The 18,548-nt window shown below is 60.7% G+C and carries 12 protein-coding genes and 1 pseudogene; 7 read left to right on the top strand and 6 right to left on the bottom strand.

All coding sequences use genetic code 11. The annotated features are described in order from the left end of the window. Positions 1-779: 779 nt before the first annotated feature. Positions 780-1,910, top strand: coding sequence for an MraY family glycosyltransferase (locus AWB82_RS19655; RefSeq protein ID WP_086970139.1), 1,131 nt, complete (start codon positions 780-782; stop codon positions 1,908-1,910). 221 nt (positions 1,911-2,131) lie between these two features. Here the strand turns inward: AWB82_RS19655 and asnB are convergent, their stop codons facing one another. From asnB to AWB82_RS19640, 3 genes are all read right to left on the bottom strand, one after another. Then, positions 2,132-4,153, bottom strand: coding sequence for an asparagine synthase (glutamine-hydrolyzing) (asnB, locus tag AWB82_RS19650; protein WP_086970137.1), 2,022 nt, complete (start codon positions 4,151-4,153; stop codon positions 2,132-2,134). Positions 4,154-4,199: 46 nt separating this feature from the next. Next, a complete protein-coding gene (locus AWB82_RS19645) occupies positions 4,200-5,333 on the bottom strand; it encodes a glycosyltransferase family 4 protein (RefSeq protein WP_086970135.1) in 1,134 nt (377 codons plus the stop codon). A 245-nt stretch (positions 5,334-5,578) separates the two neighbouring features. Next, positions 5,579-6,937 carry a glucosamine inositolphosphorylceramide transferase family protein gene (locus tag AWB82_RS19640; RefSeq protein WP_086970133.1) on the bottom strand — a complete coding sequence of 453 codons (1,359 nt, stop codon included), beginning with the start codon at positions 6,935-6,937 and terminating at the stop codon, positions 5,579-5,581. Positions 6,938-7,528: 591 nt separating this feature from the next. Here AWB82_RS19640 and AWB82_RS37175 point away from each other — a divergent pair. Further along, complete coding sequence (locus AWB82_RS37175; RefSeq protein ID WP_159462603.1) at positions 7,529-7,915, top strand: hypothetical protein; 387 nt, start codon at positions 7,529-7,531, stop codon at positions 7,913-7,915. A 10-nt stretch (positions 7,916-7,925) separates the two neighbouring features. Here the strand turns inward: AWB82_RS37175 and AWB82_RS38850 are convergent, their stop codons facing one another. Together AWB82_RS38850 and AWB82_RS19635 are read right to left on the bottom strand one after the other, a co-directional pair. Continuing rightward, entirely contained in the window at positions 7,926-8,054 is a 129-nt protein-coding gene (locus AWB82_RS38850; protein WP_268811033.1) for a hypothetical protein, read from the bottom strand. Between the two features lie 209 nt (positions 8,055-8,263). Beyond that, positions 8,264-8,710 (bottom strand): NUDIX domain-containing protein, encoded by a 447-nt coding sequence (locus AWB82_RS19635; protein WP_086970131.1) that lies wholly within the window; start codon positions 8,708-8,710, stop codon positions 8,264-8,266. Positions 8,711-9,197: 487 nt separating this feature from the next. Between AWB82_RS19635 and AWB82_RS19630 the strand changes: the two genes are divergently transcribed. Further along, positions 9,198-10,367, top strand: coding sequence for a YbfB/YjiJ family MFS transporter (locus tag AWB82_RS19630; protein WP_096031446.1), 1,170 nt, complete (start codon positions 9,198-9,200; stop codon positions 10,365-10,367). A 43-nt stretch (positions 10,368-10,410) separates the two neighbouring features. Here the strand turns inward: AWB82_RS19630 and AWB82_RS19625 are convergent, their stop codons facing one another. After that, positions 10,411-11,817, bottom strand: coding sequence for a replication initiation protein (locus AWB82_RS19625; RefSeq protein WP_086970129.1), 1,407 nt, complete (start codon positions 11,815-11,817; stop codon positions 10,411-10,413). Positions 11,818-12,459: 642 nt separating this feature from the next. On the opposite strand from AWB82_RS19625, the gene AWB82_RS19620 reads away from it, so the two are divergent. The 4 genes and pseudogenes from AWB82_RS19620 to AWB82_RS19610 all read left to right on the top strand — a co-directional run bounded on the left by AWB82_RS19620 (position 12,460) and on the right by AWB82_RS19610 (position 18,541). Next, positions 12,460-13,671: a ParA family protein gene (locus tag AWB82_RS19620; RefSeq protein WP_086970127.1), complete on the top strand. Its 1,212-nt coding sequence runs from the start codon at positions 12,460-12,462 to the stop codon at positions 13,669-13,671. Beyond that, a complete protein-coding gene (locus AWB82_RS19615; protein WP_086970125.1) occupies positions 13,668-14,642 on the top strand; it encodes a ParB/RepB/Spo0J family partition protein in 975 nt (324 codons plus the stop codon). The genes AWB82_RS19620 and AWB82_RS19615 overlap by 4 nt, the downstream gene beginning before the upstream one ends. Positions 14,643-15,109: 467 nt before the next feature. Further along, a pseudogene (locus AWB82_RS39185) lies at positions 15,110-15,342 on the top strand (protease HtpX); the annotation flags it as partial. A gap of 1,192 nt (positions 15,343-16,534) precedes the next feature. After that, the gene (locus AWB82_RS19610; RefSeq protein ID WP_235023367.1) at positions 16,535-18,541 is read left to right on the top strand and encodes a TonB-dependent receptor; all 2,007 of its coding nucleotides are present in this window, start codon (positions 16,535-16,537) and stop codon (positions 18,539-18,541) included. Positions 18,542-18,548: the final 7 nt, after the last annotated feature.

The following is an 18,548-nucleotide window of genomic DNA, read 5'->3' as shown; positions in this document are numbered from 1 at the left end:
CGTCTCGCGACAGGCTCTTATGGGACCGGCGCGCGGCATGCGCACCGGATACGGATCGAAACACTTGCTGGCACCCAAAAGGGCGCAAACATCATTTCCTTATTCTTGAATTCAGGCCTGCATTCAGGGCCGTTAAAATCCCGCCCCGGCATTGCAGTCGTATTGAAACACACGACTCAAAAAAAGAGAAATTCCAACAGACGATTTTTGTTGTTTATCGAACCCTTCAATGCGACCGAGTGTTCTCTTCCCCACTTTTAAGAATTTATTGAGTATGCGGGCCATTTGAGCAAATGGAAATTATCACAGCGCGCCTTGTTGTATGCGCGGCAGCGCACATATAATCGCTGTTAATCGAATTGCGAATTTTATGAAGAAAGCCGGTTTAGTCGGCGTTCGATTTCCGGACATTTTTTCGCTACCGGCGCGGCTTCTTCAAGCCTATGCTGTCGTTAGCGACGGCCCGCAGCCCCTTCTGGCGCGGCAAAACGTACCGACCCTCCAAAAAAAACGCGCGCGAAAGTGGGCTTGCGCACCGACAACGCTTGATTTTTAAAAAACCCCGTTATTAAGGCCTTTATATGAAATCGGTGGTTTTACGCGATTTTAAAATAGTGTTTGTATGAATAATCGGGGGAAGTCCCGATATAATCTCAATAGGCTCGGTTTCACACATTAAAACGCCATAAAGGCGTGGACAATGACAGGGGTTGTACCTACCATAGGCTTTCGGGTTTTGATATTCGAAAAGAGATGCGCCCTCTTCGTGAGTGAGAAAAATGTTAAACCTTGCGCTTGGCTTCATCAGTTCTTTCTGCATGACGCTACTTATAGTTCGATTCGCGGGGCGCTTCGGGGCGTTCTCCCTGGATCATGATTTGAATGGGGTTCAAAAGAATCATTCTCATCCGGTGCCCAGGATCGGCGGCATCGCATTAATGGTCGCCGCGTGCGTGACCTTTCCCATCGCAGCGATCTTCGGCGGCAATCCGCGCGACGAGTCGCTTTTGCTGCTGCTTTGCGCAGTTCCGGCATTCGGCAGCGGCGTGATCGAGGATCTGACCAAGCGCGTAAGCGTGCGGGCGCGGCTTTTGTGCGCGATGCTGGCGGCGCTCCTGGGCGCGTTCGTGCTCAACGGCGTGGTCGGCCGCGTGGACCTGCCGCTCGTCGACCCGATTCTCTCCGTCACGCCCATCGCGATCGGCCTCACCGTGCTCGCGGTCGCCGGGCTCACCAACGCGGTCAATATCATCGACGGTTTCAACGGACTCGCCGCCGTCGTGGCAATTCTGATCTTCGGTTCGATCGGTTATGTCGCGCATGAAGTCGGCGATTTGCTCGTGATGAGTACCGCGCTCACGATGATCGGCGCGATCGGCGGCTTCGCGATCTGGAACTATCCGGCCGCGTCGATTTTCCTCGGTGACGGCGGTGCGTATTTCATCGGCTTCACGATCGCCGAGTTGCTCGTGCTGCTGGTCGCGCGGCATCCGAACGTCTGCGCGTGGTATGCGATGGTCGTCGCGATTTATCCGCTCTTCGAAACGCTCTTCTCGATCTACCGTCGCAGGATCGTGCGTGGACGTCCGGTCGGCGCGCCCGACGGCATCCATCTGCATACGCTCATCTTCAAGCGCATCGTGCGCAAAGGCACGGACCCGCGTCAGCGTCAGCGCAGAAACGCGCGCACGTCGCCGTATCTGTGGGTGCTGAGCATGATCGGCATCGTGCCGGCGTCGCTCTTCTGGCACAACCCGGTCGTGCTCGCGGTGACGGCGGTCGTGTTCGCGGTGGCATACGTCTGGCTGTACACGGCGATCGTCCGGTTCAAGACCCCGCGCTGGCTCGTCGGCAGCCAGAGGCGCAGCGTCGTTGCCAGCGCAGTCCCGGAACAGACGCATCATAAGTGATCCTTATTGACTTGTGATGGCGGCGGTAAAGAAGGCCTTGGTCGAATCGACCAAGGCCTTCTTTCTTCTGGATGCGCCGTGAAGCGCTCCTTTTTCGAGGTCTAAAGCGCGCGCCGCGACCGCGATGAACCGCGCATAAGAAAAAGGCCTTGGTCCTTTCAGACCAAGGCCTTTCTGATTCGATGTCGTCGAGAGCGGCGCGTTCGCACCGCCCGGCGATATCAGCTTGCGATGCCCGCGAGATCCGCCGTGCGGGACGTGAAGAGCGGGATCGACGAAGCTTGCTGGTGCTCCAGCCACTGCTGGAACATCAGCACGTTCCACAGCTGGCGATGCCAGTTCTGCTCGCCCGACAGATGCTGTTGCCACTTCGCGCGGACCATGGCCGCGTCGAAGAAGCCCTCGCGACGCAGCCGCGACGCATCGAGCAATGCCTCCGCCCAGTCGCGCAGTTCGCCGCGCAGCCAGTGCGTGATCGGTACGCCGAAGCCCTGCTTGGGCCGCTCGATCATCGCGCGCGGCACATGGCGATAAAGCACCTGACGCAGCGCCCATTTCGTTTGCCCGTCGCGCACTTTCATCGATTGCGGCAAGCGCCATGCAAACTCCACGACGCGATGATCGAGGAACGGAACGCGCGTTTCGAGCGAGACGCCCATCGCGGCGCGATCGACTTTCGTCAGGATGTCGTCCGGCAGATAAGTGATCATGTCGAGCGCCATCATGCGCTGCACGTCGTCGAGACCGGTGAAGGCCGGCGCATTGCCGGTCATCAGCGTGGGCGGTTGATAGCCGCCGATCACGAGCGCGGCCGGGTCGTTCCATTGCGACATGAGATGCAGATACACCTCATCGCGCGACTGGCACGACAGCAGCTCCGCGCCCTTGTGCAGCTTGTCGCCAACTTTCACGCCGCGTAGCGACGACGGCAGGATCGGCTCCATCAGGCCCGCCATGCTGTTCCAGCGCTTTGGCGAAATTCCGACGATGCCCGACGCCGCCAGCTTGCGCAACGAGGCCGGCAACACCGTCATCTTGTCCCACATGTCCGGCGCGGTCCGATACCGCTGATAGCCGCAAAAGAGCTCGTCGCCCGCATCGCCGGACAGCGAGACCGTCACGTGCTGCCGCGCGAGTTGCGAGACGAGGAACGTCGGCACCTGCGACGAATCGGCGAACGGCTCGTCGTAAAGCTCGGGCAGGCGCGGGATCACGTCGAGCGCCTGGCGCGCCGTCACGTACATCTCGGTATGTTCCGTGCCGAGATGCGCCGAGACCGCCTTCGCTAACTTGGCCTCGTCGAAGTCGCTTTCATTGAAGCCGATGGTGAAGGTCTTGACCGGACGCGACGACTGCTTCTGCATCAACGCGACGATCGTCGACGAGTCCACGCCACCCGACAGAAACGCGCCGAGCGGCACGTCGGAAAGCATCTGCTGGCGGATGGCGTCCGAGAGCAGATGCTCCAGTTCGTCGACGGCATCTTCGGCGCTGCCCGCGAAACCGCGTGCTGCTCCGTTGACCGCCGCGTCCACACCGGACCAGTACGACCAGACACGCGGCTCGCGCCGTTCGAGCGACACCGTGAGCATCTTGCCCGGTTCGAGCTTGCGGATGCCTTCGAAAATCGAATACGGCGCAGGCACGCAGCCGTGACGGATCTGCAGCGTCAATGCACCGCGATCGACATTGTTGTCGAACGCAGGATGTTCGCGCAGCCCCTTGAGCTCGGAGCCGAACAGGAACGCGGCTTCCTCGCCCTGCCCCTGCCAGCCATAGTAGAGCGGCTTTTCACCGAGCCGGTCGCGAGCGAGCGTGAGCTGGCATTCCTGCCGGTCCCACACGGCGAACGCGAACATGCCGACCGCGCGCTCGATCGTGGCCTGAATGCCCCACGCATCGAAGCCCGCGATCAGCGTTTCGGTGTCGGAACTGCCGCGCCAGACGGGCGCGCGTTGCGTGTCGTCGAGTTCGTCGCGCAGGTCGAGGTGGTTGTAGATCTCGCCATTGAAGACGATGACGTAACGCTCGCTTCCCGAGGCCATCGGCTGATGTCCCGCCGCCGAGAGATCCAGGATCGCGAGCCGGCGATGACCGAGCGCGACGCCGCGCAGATCATCCGTCCAGTCGCCCGCGTCGTCGGGTCCGCGATAGGCGATGGCGAGCGCCATCTTTCGCACCGTTGTCTTCGAGTCGCCCGCGCCGAAGCCGCGTCCACCCAGAAAGCCGACGATACCGCACATATTCGTTCTCCTTACGATGCAGCCATAGGCCACGCTTATGCGATGCTCATTTTTCTTCGACGAGCCGCAGGTAGATATCTTCGAAACGCTCGCGCGCGCGCATCATCGTGAATTCGGCGTGGATGCGCGCTTTCGCCATCTGACCGAGACGGATACGCTCGTCGGGTTTCATGTCGACGACGCGGGCGAGTCCCGCCGCGAGCGCGTCGCTGTTTTCCTTCTCGACGACCACGCCCGTGTTGGCGACGAGCATGGCCGCATCGCCCACGTCGGTGACGATGCACGGCAGCGCCATCGCCATTGCTTCGCCGACCACGTTGGGGAATCCTTCCGTGCGCGACGACAGGCAGAACACGTCCATCGCCGACAGACACGCGGGCACGTCGCGCCGCTCGCCGAGCAGCACGAAGCGCGACGCGAATCCCGTCTGCGCGATCCAGTCGGCGAGTTCGCGATTGCTCGCGTCGAGATCGCGGCCGACCAACATGAAGCGCACGTCGGGATGGCGCGCGGCCAGCATGCCCGCCGCGCGCACGAAATTCTGGTGATCCTTCACCGGATGAAAGCGCCCGAGAATGCCCACGACGACCGTGCGTTCGTCGAATCCGCATTGCTCGCGAATCGCGCTACGTTGCTCGGGCGTGGCGCAAAGGCGCGCGACGTCGAAGCCGTTCGGCACGACCATCATGCGGCTTGCGTCATAGCCGACCGATACATGCGCCCGGCGCGATGCCTCGGCCGCGCACACGATCGTCTGCGGCACGTAGTACGACAGCCACGCGCAGATTTTGCGCAGCAGCACGGTCACGCGCGAGCCACCGGATTTGACGTCGGTGGTGCGCACGCCCCAGACGATGCGCTTGTGCGCCGCGATCCGTCCGGCGAGGCCGCCGAGAAAGTCGGCGTGATACATCCAGGTCTGGATGATGTCGGGGCGCACTTCGCGGATCAGTTTCACGAGTCGCCATAGCGCGCGCGGAAAACCGAGGGGAGATTTCATGCCGAGGCTATGCACGTCGATGCCGCGCGCGGCGAGTTCCTCGCCGACCTTGCCGGTCGTCGTCAGCGAACAGACGACGTGACGAAATCGCGGATCTTCGATGTGCGACTCGATGAGGCGCTGAAGCATGCGTTCAGCGCCGTCCGCATTGAGCGCAACGATGACATGGAGAAGCTTCATGGTCCCGGCTGCCGTTTTTTTACGATGGGCCCGTCCCCAGGCAACCGAGGCGCGCGTCGCTGGCGGAACTGCTTATGCTGACGGGTGTGTTTTATGACGATGGGCCGCCTCGCCGGAGCGCGCGTGCAACGCGTCACCCGATGCGGCGGCCCAGTCCCCGGTGAGTCACCAATGTAAGCCGGCGCGATGGCACGCTCTGTGCGACGCGCCACACGCCGGTGGTCTTGCCCGCGCGGCCGGCCGCGTCAGGCGCGCCTCATCGCGCCGCGCCACGGATTCCATTTGCGAAGCTGCGTCTTGAGATCGATGACCGTGATCCCGCCGACCGCGTTCCACGTATGCAACCCCTGATGGCCGCGCGGCGGCGTGCGTACCGACACCGTGCGCTCCGTGTAAGTCGTGGTCGTGAGTTCGGTGATCTCGCGGAACGTCAGCGCCGCGCCGTATTCGCGCTCGCAGTTCTGCGCGGGGCGAATCAGGCGGTTCTGCCCGTCCTTGAAGAGGTTGCCCGCCATGCGCGCGAGGCGGCAATCCGACACGACCGGATTCATCGGATGCGCGGTCCATTCGCCGAACGGACTGTCGGAATAGAAAATCGACAGTTCGTCCCAGTTCGATCCGCCGTCCTCCGTCATGCTCGTGAACATCCACCACGTTTTGCCATCGTGATGGAGCGTCGTATCGGCCGCGACGACATCGCGCATGATCACCTTGTGCAGCACCCAGTCGGTCGGGAACGCGGCCGCCCGGTACATCTCGATCGTGCGGTTGCCGCAGGTTTCCGGAATCATGAAGACGTCGCCTTCATGCTCGAAGAGAAACGGGTACGACAGGTGATAGCTCTTGTCGAGCACGACGCGCGGCGTCTCTTGCCACCTCTGCGTGACCGGATCGAACGCGATATGGCTGATCGTGCCGCGATTCGTGTTGTAGGGCAGGCTTTCGAAGAACAGGTGATAGTCGCCGTTCTTGCCGCGCCACAGGAACGGGTCCGCATGGAACTCCGACGTCATGCCGGGCAGCGTCACCCAGTTGCGGCTTTCGTCGCCGTCGGCGCTGCTCTCGACGCGCGGCTCGGCCGGCGTATCGGCGCGTCGGTAGGCCAATACCCAGTGTCCGCGTTGCACCAGCAGCTTGAGCGGCTGATTCAACACCTTGCGGCCGAGATGCCGCAGGGCAAAGAGTGCGGACGTGAACGCCGACAAATGCGCGGGCTGCGCCTTCGGCTTGACGAGCGGCAGATCGCGCACGGACGCGGCGGCATCGAGACGCTTGCGCGCTCGCTCGACCAGAACGGCGACGCGCTGCAGACTCGTCTGAAGCGACTTCAGGAAGAACAGCTTCTCCGGTATCGCGACATACGACTCGGCGAGCAGTCGCATTTCGCCGGAATCGGGTGACTTCCACACGACCTGGATATGCGGCGTTCGGCACTGGAGCAGCGCTTTCCACAGCGCTTCGATGTTCTCGTAGCCGTCGTACAGAACGATGATCGGGGCACGCGAATGAACGCCGCCTTGCGGTGCCGCATCGGAGTCGCCGTAGAGCCGCTTCTCGATGCGCGTCCAGCCCTCGAGCACGGAAGGATATGCGGGTTGCGCCATTTTCTTTTCCCTCAGACAGCAGCGGATTCGCCAGTCGATAGAATTGAAATCTTTAGCTAAGCGCTTAACTGTCTGTATATGTAGTTGTATTCCGGCGCTTTCGAAATGATGGACATACATTTCGTGATGATGCCGGCGAAGAAAGACTAGAGTCTGGGGAAGGTGCTTGCGGTGCGCTATCGCACACAGTTGCGACAGCTAAATAATGCGAGGGATTTTGAACGGCTGTGCTGAAAATGACGCGCCGCGAGATGCGCGGGGCGCCCGGCGCGAGCGCTCCGCCTGACCGGCGGCAGACCTAACTTGTTGGCAGATCAGGTAATTTTGTCGCGGATCAGGGCTCGTCACGGCGCACCGCGACTTCGCGGCGACGATACCACGTAGGCCGCTTGTGACCCGGCCGGCTCATTTCATCTGCCTTATGCTTCGAAGAAGGCGAAAAGATAATTTCGAATACGGCCAGCAATGCCAGACCGATTATTGCGAAAAAAACAATTGCGCCTATAACACCGCCTACAGACATGCTTCCTCCGCGCTCGTACGCGTTGAATCAAGCATTTGATAAAACCCGCTGCTGAAAGTTTTGGCCGAATGATGTTTGATTTATTACCGATTATATCACATCGCAAATCGACCGATTTCTGGCGCGCTGGACCTTTAGCAGGATTTTCGGACGGATGCCCCGCGCGCGAATCCCTGAACAAAAGGGTGAAAGCGCATCTGTTCCGCGGACCGGTTGCAACGGCAGTGCTGTCGCTGCTGCGCGGCTGGCGGGCGGGCGACGGCCGACGCGGGCGGGCGGGCGCGGGGCCGCGTCGTTTCGCTGCCGGGCGGAGCTTGCCGCGATTTAATCGGAAATCGATGCAGAGCGTATTAATCGCGCAGACCGGTTTTCGAAAGACCGCATTGCATCATTCGAATGCCTGCGTCCATATTCCTTGTCTATTTGACCGACGATTTATCGATCATTTCGACTAAGAAAACTCTTTCACGCAATCCGTTCTTTCTCGGCGGGTTTGTCGGGCGTTGTCAAGAGAATGTCCGCTACCGCCAACAAGGAAAGGCTCACTACGGCCACAAAACCCACGGTTCCGGCGAACATGCTGACGAGCTTCATGGTTTCCTCCGCCAAGCAAAGGGCGAATGCCTCCGTTGCTCAAGGTTGCGGTGGGCTCTCGACGATCCACGTCGGAGCCCCCGCAACCGTCCCAGCGTTAGCATAGGCGTAACTTCGCCGAAAAAGTATTCATTTCGCGGCGAAATATACGTCTTCGCGATTTGCGCAGACGAAAAAAATGCATCGGCGAGACGAAAATGCGGCCCGATTCAGCGCCCGCGTCTGCCGACGCCGGCCGTCACGTGCGCATCGGCGTCGCTGGGTTTCCATCCCTGTCGCACGGACTCCCGGCTGAAAACCATAGCGCGTGACAGAATCGCCCGCGTACCCGGCGTCGCGCTGACGTGCGCGAGCTGGGACGTCTCCACCCACAGCAACTCGTGGAATCGGCCTCCGGCTTTCGGTCGCAGATGCACCTCATCCGGTATCGCAATGCGAAAAACATGATGCAGATGATGCGCCGACGTCTGCTGAAACAGAAACGCCGCAGCGCTCGCCTCCACGCCGGTGTCTTCGTGCAGCGCTCGGATCGCTGCAACAATCGTCAGTTCGTCCATTGCCACCGCTCCGCCCGGCAGCAACCACGGTCCGCCACGCTCGCGGACCAGCAGCACTGACTGGTGACGAACCAGCAGCACAGTTGCTCGTTCTCTCATCCCCGTCTCCGTGTTGCACCCCAATTCGTTATCGGATTGATTGTGCGATTCGACGCGCGGCGTGCCATTTTGATTTCACCGTCTCGTCGAAATTTAGCTTGAACTGGCGTGCGTTTTCGATCTTCACAGGCTTCGTTGCGTTTCGCAACGCACGATGTCGTACGTATGTGCGCTGCACGACGAGGCGCAACCCGTATTTGCAAGACTGTTGGGAGCGGGCTCTGGCGACGGAGTTCCGCCGACGCGGCGGATGGCGAGGGAAAAAGGCGGCGCGGGCAATGTGACCGGTCCGCGATACCATAGGCCGGCCGTGCGACGACATGACAAGACGAATCGCCATTAAGAGGACGACAAGAGCGTGATAGAGCGTGACGATGCGAGCGGAGAACTTCGCCGGAACAACACAGCCCATTCCCGATCCGATGCATCCGCCGCGCACGGGTCGATCGTTCATGAAACCGGTCGCAGACAGGCGCTTCTGCTAGCAATGGCGCTGTCGCTCGGCAGCGCCATCGCGCTCGGGCTCGCGCGCTTTTCCTACGCGCTCCTTCTTCCGCCGATGCGGCTCGACCTCGCGTGGAACTTCGCCCAGGCCGGCGCGATGAATACGGCCAACGCGTTCGGCTATCTGCTCGGCGCGCTTGCGTTCTCACGATTGTCGATGCGAGTCGCGTCGCGCACGTTGTTCGTCGCCGGCTGCGCGCTCACTGCCCTCTTGATGGCGGCGAGCGGCGCTACGATCGATACCGACGCCCTGCTCGCCTTGCGCGTCGCGACGGGTATCGGCAGCGCGCTCGTCTTCGTGAGCGGCGGCGTGCTGGCGGCGCGACTCGCCTCGATGTCGCCGCGCGACGCCGGCCTCGTGATCGGCCTCTACTACGGCGGCACGGGCTGGGGAATCGTGATCTCCTCGATACTCGTCCCGCTGACGGTGCTGCCCGTCGCGCACGGCTGGCGTGTCGCGTGGTTCGCGCTCGCCGCGGGTTGCGCCGCGTGCTCGGGCGCCGCGATCTGGGCCGCACGGCGAATCGAATCCGCGCAGCCGCTTTCGTCGGCGCGTCGCGGGGCGGATCTCGCATCCGGCGCGCCGGTGCCACGGCGGCGTTTCGCGCTCGCGCTCGCCGGATACGCATGCTTCGGCATCGGCTATATCGGCTACATGACGTTCATCGTCGCGCTGCTTCGCAACGCGGGCATGAGCGCAGCGGTGGTGATCGGCTTCTATATTCTGCTGGGCGTGGCGACGGTTGTGTCGGCGCGGATGTGGTCGGGGCTTCTCGATCGCATGCGCGGCGGTCAGGCGCTCGCGATCCTCAACGGCCTGCTCGCCGTGGCGACGCTCATTCCCGCGATGCTCGCGCATCCGTTGGCGGCGTTCGTGTCGGGCACGCTGTTCGGTGCGACGTTTTTGTCGGCGGTGGCATCGACGACGGCCTTCGTGCGGCACAATCTGCCCGCAAGCCAGTGGCCGAGAGGAATCAATGCTTTCACGATCGTGTTCGCGCTGGGGCAGATCGTCGGACCGGTTGTGATCGGACGGGTGTCGGATAGCGCCGGGCTGACTCGCGGGCTCGTTTATTCGGCGCTCGTGCTGGCGGCGGGCGCGTTGCTCGCGGGCTGCCAGAAGCCTTTGAAAAAGGTTTCGGAGCTGACGTGAAGATGATTCGGACTTCGAACGAATTCGCGGCGCTTCGCGAGAATCAGATCCGGCTGCCCGCGCGCGCCTTCTTCAACTTCGCGTAGACATGCGAACAGAAGGCGTCGGCGACCACGCGATTGACGGTCAGAATGTTCTCGGCGCTCAGGCTCTCGCGTGAAAGGCCCTGCTTTTCGATGAGACGCTGCGGAATCAGCTGGCTCACGAACGAGTGGCACAACTCCTTGCGCGCCGGGTCATCGACCGATTCGAAGTACTCGCGGCCAGAGCGGATTTCCTCGCTCATCTTGGCCTTGGCCGTGTCGTTCTGAGCTTGAATGCTGGCTTCGAGATGCGCCTGCGCGGTATCGCGCGAGCGCCGTTCCTTCTTGTCGTCTTCGAGTTGCTTCGCCTTGATCGACGCCATTTTCCGGTCCGCTTCGCCGATGCGGTAATTTCCCTCAAGCGCCTTGAAGAGATAGCCGCGCGGGCTGACCGTCACCTTGCCTTCGTTCAGCTTGTATCGCGTGTACTCGATGGCCTGCTCCAGCCGCTCGTCCGTCCACACGTCGCGACGCTTCGCGAGGCGCTCGAAGTCGGGGGTATCGAAAGCGAATTCGTTATGCAGAAGCAAATACATCGAATCCTGAATGCCGGCGCGCGCGGCATCGGCGCCCTGCTTCTTCGTGAAGCGGAAGCGGATTTTCAGCTTGTCCGCCGGAACGCGATCGGCATTGGGCTCCCAGTTGACATCGAAATCGGAGACTTCGTTGAGCTGGTCGATGGCGGGTTCGAGGAACCGTTTCTTGAATTCCTTCACTTCCTTGCGCGATTCGCCGACTTTTCCCGGCCATTCGAGCACGTCTTCGAACGCGAACCACTCCGTCACGCCGTGACCTTCGCACGGGATGAGGCGGTCGTAGATCGCGCGGGCGAGCGAAAGCGAAAAGGCCGTCGATGCGCGCAGGCTCAGCCAATGCGCCTTGTACGGACTGATCAGATATTTGATGACCCGTCCCGCCAGCAGGACGCAAACGACGTTGCGCTCGATGTAGCAGTCGCCCAGAAGACTGATGGTGCCCCACGAGTCCTTTTCTGTGAGCTCCTCGATCGACGGCGCCGTCATGATTTCGACGCGCGCCCGGGCCGCGGCTCGCATCTGCGCGATGAGGTGACTGTGGTTGCGGCTGTCGTAACGCATCAGCCACTTGAAGTAGTTGACGTCGGCCGTGAAGGTGTAGACCTTGTCGTCGATGAGCTCTTCAGGCGCCTTCGTCGCGACGATGAAGTACGCCGCATCGAGCACGCGCCGCGCGGCAATGCCCAGGCCACCGACGCGGGTGAAAATGTTGTTGCGCAGGAAACCGATGTCCCTCGTCGACTCGCAGATCGCCGATCCCTGTCCGGACATGTCTTCGTAAATGTCCAGCGCCAACTGCTGCGGCGTGACAGTGAGGTCTTGGTTTTCCATGCTTCCGATTCGCCTTCGATCCCGGGCACTTTATCAGGCGAGCAAGGGGTGTCAACACAAAAACCACCCCTGCTTTTTCTCCGGTTGTCCGCACAAAAATCGCCCCAGTTGCGGCGGCCGTTCACAATTTCCACCCCGGCACCCACAATTTTCGCCCGCTGCCGCCCAATTTACGCGCTGCGCAGCACAAAAACCGCCCCGCTCTTCACAAAAAGCGTCCCTATCCACAGGGTTGTGCTCTGATTTTTAAAGGAAAAGCAGACCGCTGTTTGTTGGTGGGTGGGTCTAGGTTTACAAAAAAGACAAAACCAACTGAGCTGCGGTTTACTCGTGCATCTCGCATTCGATGCGCTAAGTCATTGAATTTACGTGGGAATACGTACGGCGCGAGGGCGGCACAAAAACCGCCGCGGGGGTGGTTTTTGTGCGCAAACCGTGGTGATTTTATTACGAGGGCAATCGGCAGAGATTCGAGAGAGCGAACCGTGAGTCGTTTATTCGGGAGGATATCGAAAACGTATAAAAATCAATGGATTGCGGTTTTCCATATGGCCGAACGGTTAAATCGCCGTGCAATACAACCTTGTTTACGCGTATTCGTGTATTCTGCGCTTCAACGTCAATACTCGGAGAAAGCGCAGAATGGCAAACGTAGGCACCCTACCGATGGAAGACCGGAAGGTTACGCTTCGCGAAGTCGCGGAGTTTGCGGATAACCTCGAACCCTTTTCGGACAACCTCCGGGAGCAGATCCTCGCCCCTCGCCCGCGCAAGCTCGCGCCTTTCTATACGATTAGTGAACTGGCGGAGATGTGCAATCTGACTCGGCAGCAGATTCAATATCTGGTGACAAAAGGGGAAGGCGGACTACCTACGGGAACACTCAACGGCAGCGGCCGCAGCCGGACCTTCACTCTGCCCGAAGTTCGGCTCTGGGTGAAGATGGCTTCCGATATCTATCAGACCCGTCTCGACGACAACGACGGGACGTTCAGAGGCAAGGTCCTGACGACGGCCCAATTAAAGGGCGGCTCCGCGAAGACCACCACGACTGTTTGCCTGGCCCAGGCCTTGACGCTTCTCGGCCGCAAGGTACTGCTCGTCGACCTCGATCCCCAAGCTTCGGCCTCGGAGTTGTGCGGACTCTATGCCGAGAAAGAAATCTCGGGCGACGACACCGTGCTGCCCTATATCTACGACCAGAACGTGGAAGGCGGTCTCGGGGCGAACGTGATGTCGACGTACTGGGATGGCCTCGACATCATCCCCGGCCACACATTCTTATATGGAGCGGAGTTTTTGCTGCCCGCTCGCCAGAAGACGATTCAGGGTTATCGATTCTGGGCGGTATTGCGCGAGGGCCTCGAACCGTTGCGGTCGCAGTACGACTACATCTTGATCGATACGTCGCCGTCGCTGTCGTATATGAATCTGAACGCGCTACTCGCCGCCGACGCGCTCGTAATGCCGATGATTCCCGAGAATCTCGACTTCATCAGTTCACTCGCGTTCTGGCGTCTGTTCTCCGATGTCGCGGAAGACTTCCTCCCCTACGAGGAAGACAAAGTGTACGACTTCATCTCCATCCTGCTGTCGAAGGTGGATTACGGCAAAACGTCGTCGGCACCGGTGGTGCGTCAATGGGCGCAAAGTGCGTATGGGCGCTGGCTCGATCCGTTCGAGATTCCAGCGAGCTCGGTGATGAGTGGGGGCGCGCTTTCGTTCTCAACCGCTCTCGATGTCGTCAGCACGCATTCGATCGCGAAATCGCTTCAGCGGGTGCGACAGCCCATGATGCAATATTCCAAGTGGCTGGATGATATGTTCGTCAAATCGTGGAAGGAGTCGGCATGAGTAACATCCGAGAACAACTCATGGCCAAGACGGCCAACCTGCCGAAGCCTGCGGATTTCAAAGGGGAAAACAAAAAGGACAAGACGAGCCGCGGTCCGCAAACAATGCCGGGCATCACGAGTGCGTTGGCCGCCGCTCAACTACGGATTCAGGAACTTGAAACTCGGGGCGTCGAGACCGAGATTCCCGTCGATGCGATCGTGCCGAATCCGTGGCAGCCGCGCCGTCAATTCAATGAAGCGAAGCTCTCGGAATTGGCGCGCTCGATTGGTGAGGTGGGGCTGCTCCAGGCGGTGACGGTTCGACGTGTCGGGGAATCGTTTCAACTAGTGGCGGGTGAGCGGCGCTTGCGCGCGCATAAGCTGATCAATAAGCCGACCGTTCGCGCCGTCGTGATCGATTGTACGGATCAGGACATGGCGGCGTTGGCGCTGATGGAAAACGTCACACGCGACGATCTGTCCGATTATGAAATCGCCATTGCGATCCGTCGCGCCGAAGCGGAGTTTCCTAATCGAACGCGGCTTGCCGAGGCGATGGGCATTACGCGTAGCGATCTCTATCGATTTCTCGCCTACGATGCGCTTCCGGACTTCGTGAAGCGAGACCTGGATTTGAATCCCTCGGTGCTTGGGGCATCGTCGGCTCAGGATATCGCCAATGCACTGAAAAAGACTGGCGAGCATGGACTCAAGGCGCTTCACGAATTGTGGCCGCAGGTTCTCTCGGGCGATCTGGTTCAGACCAAAGTTGCAGCGAGTTTGAGCGCGCAGGCGAGCCGGGGAGAATCGGCAACGGACGCTGGGGGCCGGAGCATCCTTAAAATTTTCGCGGGGAAGGTGCAGGCGGGGAGTATTACGAAGGACGTTAAAGGACTCACGTTCAAGTTCAAGGCGGGGGTCATGACGGAGGAGCAGGAGAGCCAGCTCAGGGAACATATAGGAAAGATGTTCTCGATTCGGTCTGAGTGATCTGTTTGAAACCCGCTTCGGCGGTTTTTTTTGTGGCCAACGGGTTGAGATTAATGTCGCGATGGGTTCGAATAGCTGTTGGGCTTGTATGAAGTGTCCGAATTCGGACACTGCGGCGCACCTGAATCAATACGCGGTCTGGTGTCCGAATTCGGACACTTTGAGTGCGGCCACTTTGATCATCCCCACGTGCGGGCTCCGAGTGCCGAATAAATGCCGCCGAGAAAATCCGCTTGTCCTCGCTCGGGATGCGAGCGATCCGGTTCAAGCTAGTTTACGAAATTGGTACGCCGTCGCGACGCCGCAGGTTCATCCAACTCCACGCGGCGACTCTGCTTCTTCTGAATAGACCACCGATGGCTCCTTAGCCAGCGGAAGCAGCCGCGCACGTTCTCCGCTCGATCGACCAGTCTTCGCAAGTGTCCGAATTCGGACACTCGAACCTGAGCCCCTGCCGACCCGACTGCGGAAGAACCGGCGGACGGAATGACGGGATGCTCGCGCTGATCGTCGCGCTTGGCATGAATTCCTTTTTCTACGGACTCGCGGGACTAGCTGGCGTGCATGTACAACGCGCAGGAAGCCGATGAAAACACCGCGCCGCGGTTTTATCGCATCGTGCGCGCTTGCCACCGGCGCTCAGTTCCCGATGCCCCACGTCGGTCCGATCAACGGAGACGCGCCCAACGCGTTCGCCACGTGACGCAATCCCGAGCATGCAGCGGGTCGCGGTGATCACGGGCATCCCGCGCGTGCCAGTGAAAAGCTCAACGAGCTCAGCGACGTGGTAAGCCTCAATTGCCCGGTCGAGAAAAAGGGCCCGCGCGACAGAGCCTTGCTTGTTGAAAACGCAGCGAGTGCGGCCGGCACTTCGCTGCGAACGTCATGCCGCATAAAGGCAGGCGACACGGACGGCGCCTCGGCAAAATGAAGCGCCGTGTTCAGCGGAGCGCCCCCAGCGATGATTCCAGCAATTCAATGATTGGCCCGTCGACTGCGTGCCGTAGCGCGAGGGAGGTCCGATCAAACCGCGAAGCGGCGGACGGCGAAGATCGATGCTCAATGCAGATGGGCTACTCATTGCGAGCAGCACCGATGCAAGGTCACAGGGTCGGTATTGCGCGTAAGTCTCCTCGCCGAGGAACCCCCATGAGAGGGCACGGCGCCGCGACTCGCGTTAGCTCCCGGCCGATGAAACCCCGTGGACGAGCACGGCGTCGCCCCTCGCGTTAAGTCATTGGCCGACGAAACGCGAGAGAAGAGCACGCTGTCGCGACAGATCGAATTGCCAATAGGCTGAGTTGAACCCACCGCCGTGAACGAGCGCTTCCGGCAGCTTTCGAGTCAGCGTCTAGGCGCGTCACCTTGAAAAACCACGTGAAGAGGAAATTCGCAGCGGCATTGAAGCCTCTGACGCCGCCGGTGCATCGTTTAAACGTTCGCAATACGCATCGGTGATAGAAATCGCCGATCAGCCCGCCGTGAAACAATTCACGTCGAAATTAAATCGTAAAAAATCCAGTTAAATCAGCGGCTTAAAGAGAGAATCCGAATTTGTTTCACGGAAAGTGGCATATCGAACGGCGCGATCGAGCCGTATGGTGCCACGCGCCCGGGATCGATGACTTCGGATGCGCGTGCGCGCTGCCAACTGTATCGAACGATACATATCCCGTGTCCTACATCTAGCGGAGAGACGGTCCTCCGCATCCAGCCTAGCGTTACAAAAAGATACGTTATATCATCTCATCCGCAATGCAGAGACCACCCGAAAGCACCCATCAACCGTTCGACGTAAGCAACGTTATAACATCACATACAAGAACGTGATAACTTCCAAACCTACCGCCACCGCCCCGCGCGCCTCCAAACTCTTTCCCTGGACCGCGCTTCTGATCACCACCCTGGCGCGAGCCCAATCGCAGGCGATCGACGACACACCGATCCCGCCGATCTTCGTCACCGCGAACCCGCTCGGCTCCAGTACGTTGGTATCCCCGACCAGCGCGCTAAGCGGAAACGCTCTCACGCTACGCCGCGCCGACTCCATCGGGGAAACGCTCAACGGATTACCCGGCGTCTCCACGACGACCTACGGGCCGATGGTCGGAAGACCGATCATCCGCGGCATGGATGGCGACCGGATCCGCATGTTGCAAAACGGCGTCGCGGCATACGACGCATCGTCGCTGTCGTACGACCACGCCGTGCCGCAAGACGCGTTGTCGGTGGAACGCGTGGAAATCGTGCGCGGACCGGCCGCATTGCTGTACGGCGGCAACGCGATCGGCGGGGTGGTGAACACGATCGACAACCGGATTCCGCGCGAGTCAATCGAAGGCGTCTCGGGACAAGTCGATGCCAGCTACGGCGGCGCCAACGATGCCCGCGCCGGCGCGGCGCAAGTCGAAGGCGGAAACGGCCGATTCGCGTTTCACGTCGATGCCTTCGATCGCGACACGAGCAATGAGCGCATTCCCGGCTTCGCGCATTCCGATCGTCAACGCGCGCTCGACGGCCCCGACGTTGCGCAGCCCTATGGCCGCATCCCGAACAGCGATGGCCGCTGGCATGGCGGCGCCGTCGGATCGTCCTACACATGGGCGGACGGTTACGCGGGCGTCAGCTACAACGGTTACGACGCGAACTATGGCTCCGTCGCCGAGGACGACGTGCGCCTGCGCATGCATCAGGACCACATCGCGGCGGCGTCGGAGATACGCAATCTGCAGGGACCGTTCACCCAGTTGAAGTTCGACTTCGCATACACCGACTACGAGCACAGAGAAATCGACGACGGCGAAACCGGCACGACCTTCCGCAATCATGGGTACGAGGCGCGGGTCGAGGCGCGGCACAGGAAGATCGGCCCGCTCGACGGCGCGATCGGCGTGCAACTCAGCCAGAACACGTTCTCGGCACTCGGCGACGAAGCGCTCGTGCCGACATCGCAGACGACCAACGCGGCGCTTTTTGGTCTGGAAGAGTGGTCGGTCACGGATGCGCTGAAGCTGAGTATCGGCGCACGCTACGAACACGTGAACATCGACCCGACGTCGGGCGGCAACGAAAAATTCGCCGGTTCGCCGAAGCGCGATTTCAACGCGGGCAGCATCTCGGCCGGCGCGCTGTTCAAGTTGAACTCGGCGTGGAGTTTGGTCGGCAATGTCGCCTACACGGAGCGCGCGCCGACGTATTACGAGCTTTATTCGAACGGCCCGCACGATGCGACCGGCCAGTATCTGATCGGCAATCCGGACGCGCAGAAAGAAAAAGCGATCTCGACCGATTTGTCGTTTCGCTTCGCGAACGGCCCGAACAAAGCGAGCGCAGGCGTCTTCTATAGCCGCTTTCGCAATTACCTGACGGAGTTCAACACCGGCCGACTTGTCAACGATGACGATGAACCCGTCCCGCCCGGCACCGACGACGCGCTCAACGAAGCCGTCTACCGCGGCGTGCGCGCGGAGTTTTACGGCGTCGAGCTGGACGGAACGTGGCGCGTCTTCGCCAAGGGCGCGCAGCGTCTCGATGTCGAGTTCGTCGCGGACTACACGCACGCGCGCAATATGGATACCGGCGAGGCGCTGCCGCGCATCTCACCGCTGCGCGCGACGCTCGCGCTCGACTACGCGTATGGGCCCTACGGCGCGAGAACCGAGCTGGTTCACGCGTGGGCGCAGAATCGCGTGCCGGAAAACGACCTGCCGACCGGCAGCTACACCACGCTCGGCGTCATCCTGACGTACAAGTTCCGCATCGGCTCGACGAACTGGCTCGCCTATTTACGCGGCCAGAACCTGACCAATCAGGAAGTGCGTTACGCAAGCTCGGTCGTGCGGGATATTGCGCCCGAAGGCGGCCGCAGCGTGATGATCGGCTTGCGTACCGCCTTCTGACGACGAA

The organism is Caballeronia glebae (genome assembly GCF_001545035.1).
Lineage (GTDB): Bacteria > Pseudomonadota > Gammaproteobacteria > Burkholderiales > Burkholderiaceae > Caballeronia > Caballeronia glebae.
The sequence above is the reverse complement of the archived record's forward strand: the minus strand, read 5'-3'. Positions and strand labels throughout refer to the sequence as shown.

Bases quoted from the DNA above. Each gene is read 5' to 3' on its own strand.
- AWB82_RS19655 (WP_086970139.1), top strand. From the start codon at position 780: ATGTTAAACCTTGCGCTTGGCTTCATCAGTTCTTTCTGCATGACGCTA.
- asnB (WP_086970137.1), bottom strand. From the start codon at position 4,153: ATGTGCGGTATCGTCGGCTTTCTGGGTGGACGCGGCTTCGGCGCGGGC.
- AWB82_RS19645 (WP_086970135.1), bottom strand. From the start codon at position 5,333: ATGAAGCTTCTCCATGTCATCGTTGCGCTCAATGCGGACGGCGCTGAA.
- AWB82_RS19640 (WP_086970133.1), bottom strand. From the start codon at position 6,937: ATGGCGCAACCCGCATATCCTTCCGTGCTCGAGGGCTGGACGCGCATC.
- AWB82_RS37175 (WP_159462603.1), top strand. From the start codon at position 7,529: ATGATGTTTGATTTATTACCGATTATATCACATCGCAAATCGACCGAT.
- AWB82_RS38850 (WP_268811033.1), bottom strand. From the start codon at position 8,054: ATGAAGCTCGTCAGCATGTTCGCCGGAACCGTGGGTTTTGTGGCCGTA.
- AWB82_RS19635 (WP_086970131.1), bottom strand. From the start codon at position 8,710: ATGAGAGAACGAGCAACTGTGCTGCTGGTTCGTCACCAGTCAGTGCTG.
- AWB82_RS19630 (WP_096031446.1), top strand. From the start codon at position 9,198: ATGGCGCTGTCGCTCGGCAGCGCCATCGCGCTCGGGCTCGCGCGCTTT.
- AWB82_RS19625 (WP_086970129.1), bottom strand. From the start codon at position 11,817: ATGGAAAACCAAGACCTCACTGTCACGCCGCAGCAGTTGGCGCTGGAC.
- AWB82_RS19620 (WP_086970127.1), top strand. From the start codon at position 12,460: ATGGCAAACGTAGGCACCCTACCGATGGAAGACCGGAAGGTTACGCTT.
- AWB82_RS19615 (WP_086970125.1), top strand. From the start codon at position 13,668: ATGAGTAACATCCGAGAACAACTCATGGCCAAGACGGCCAACCTGCCG.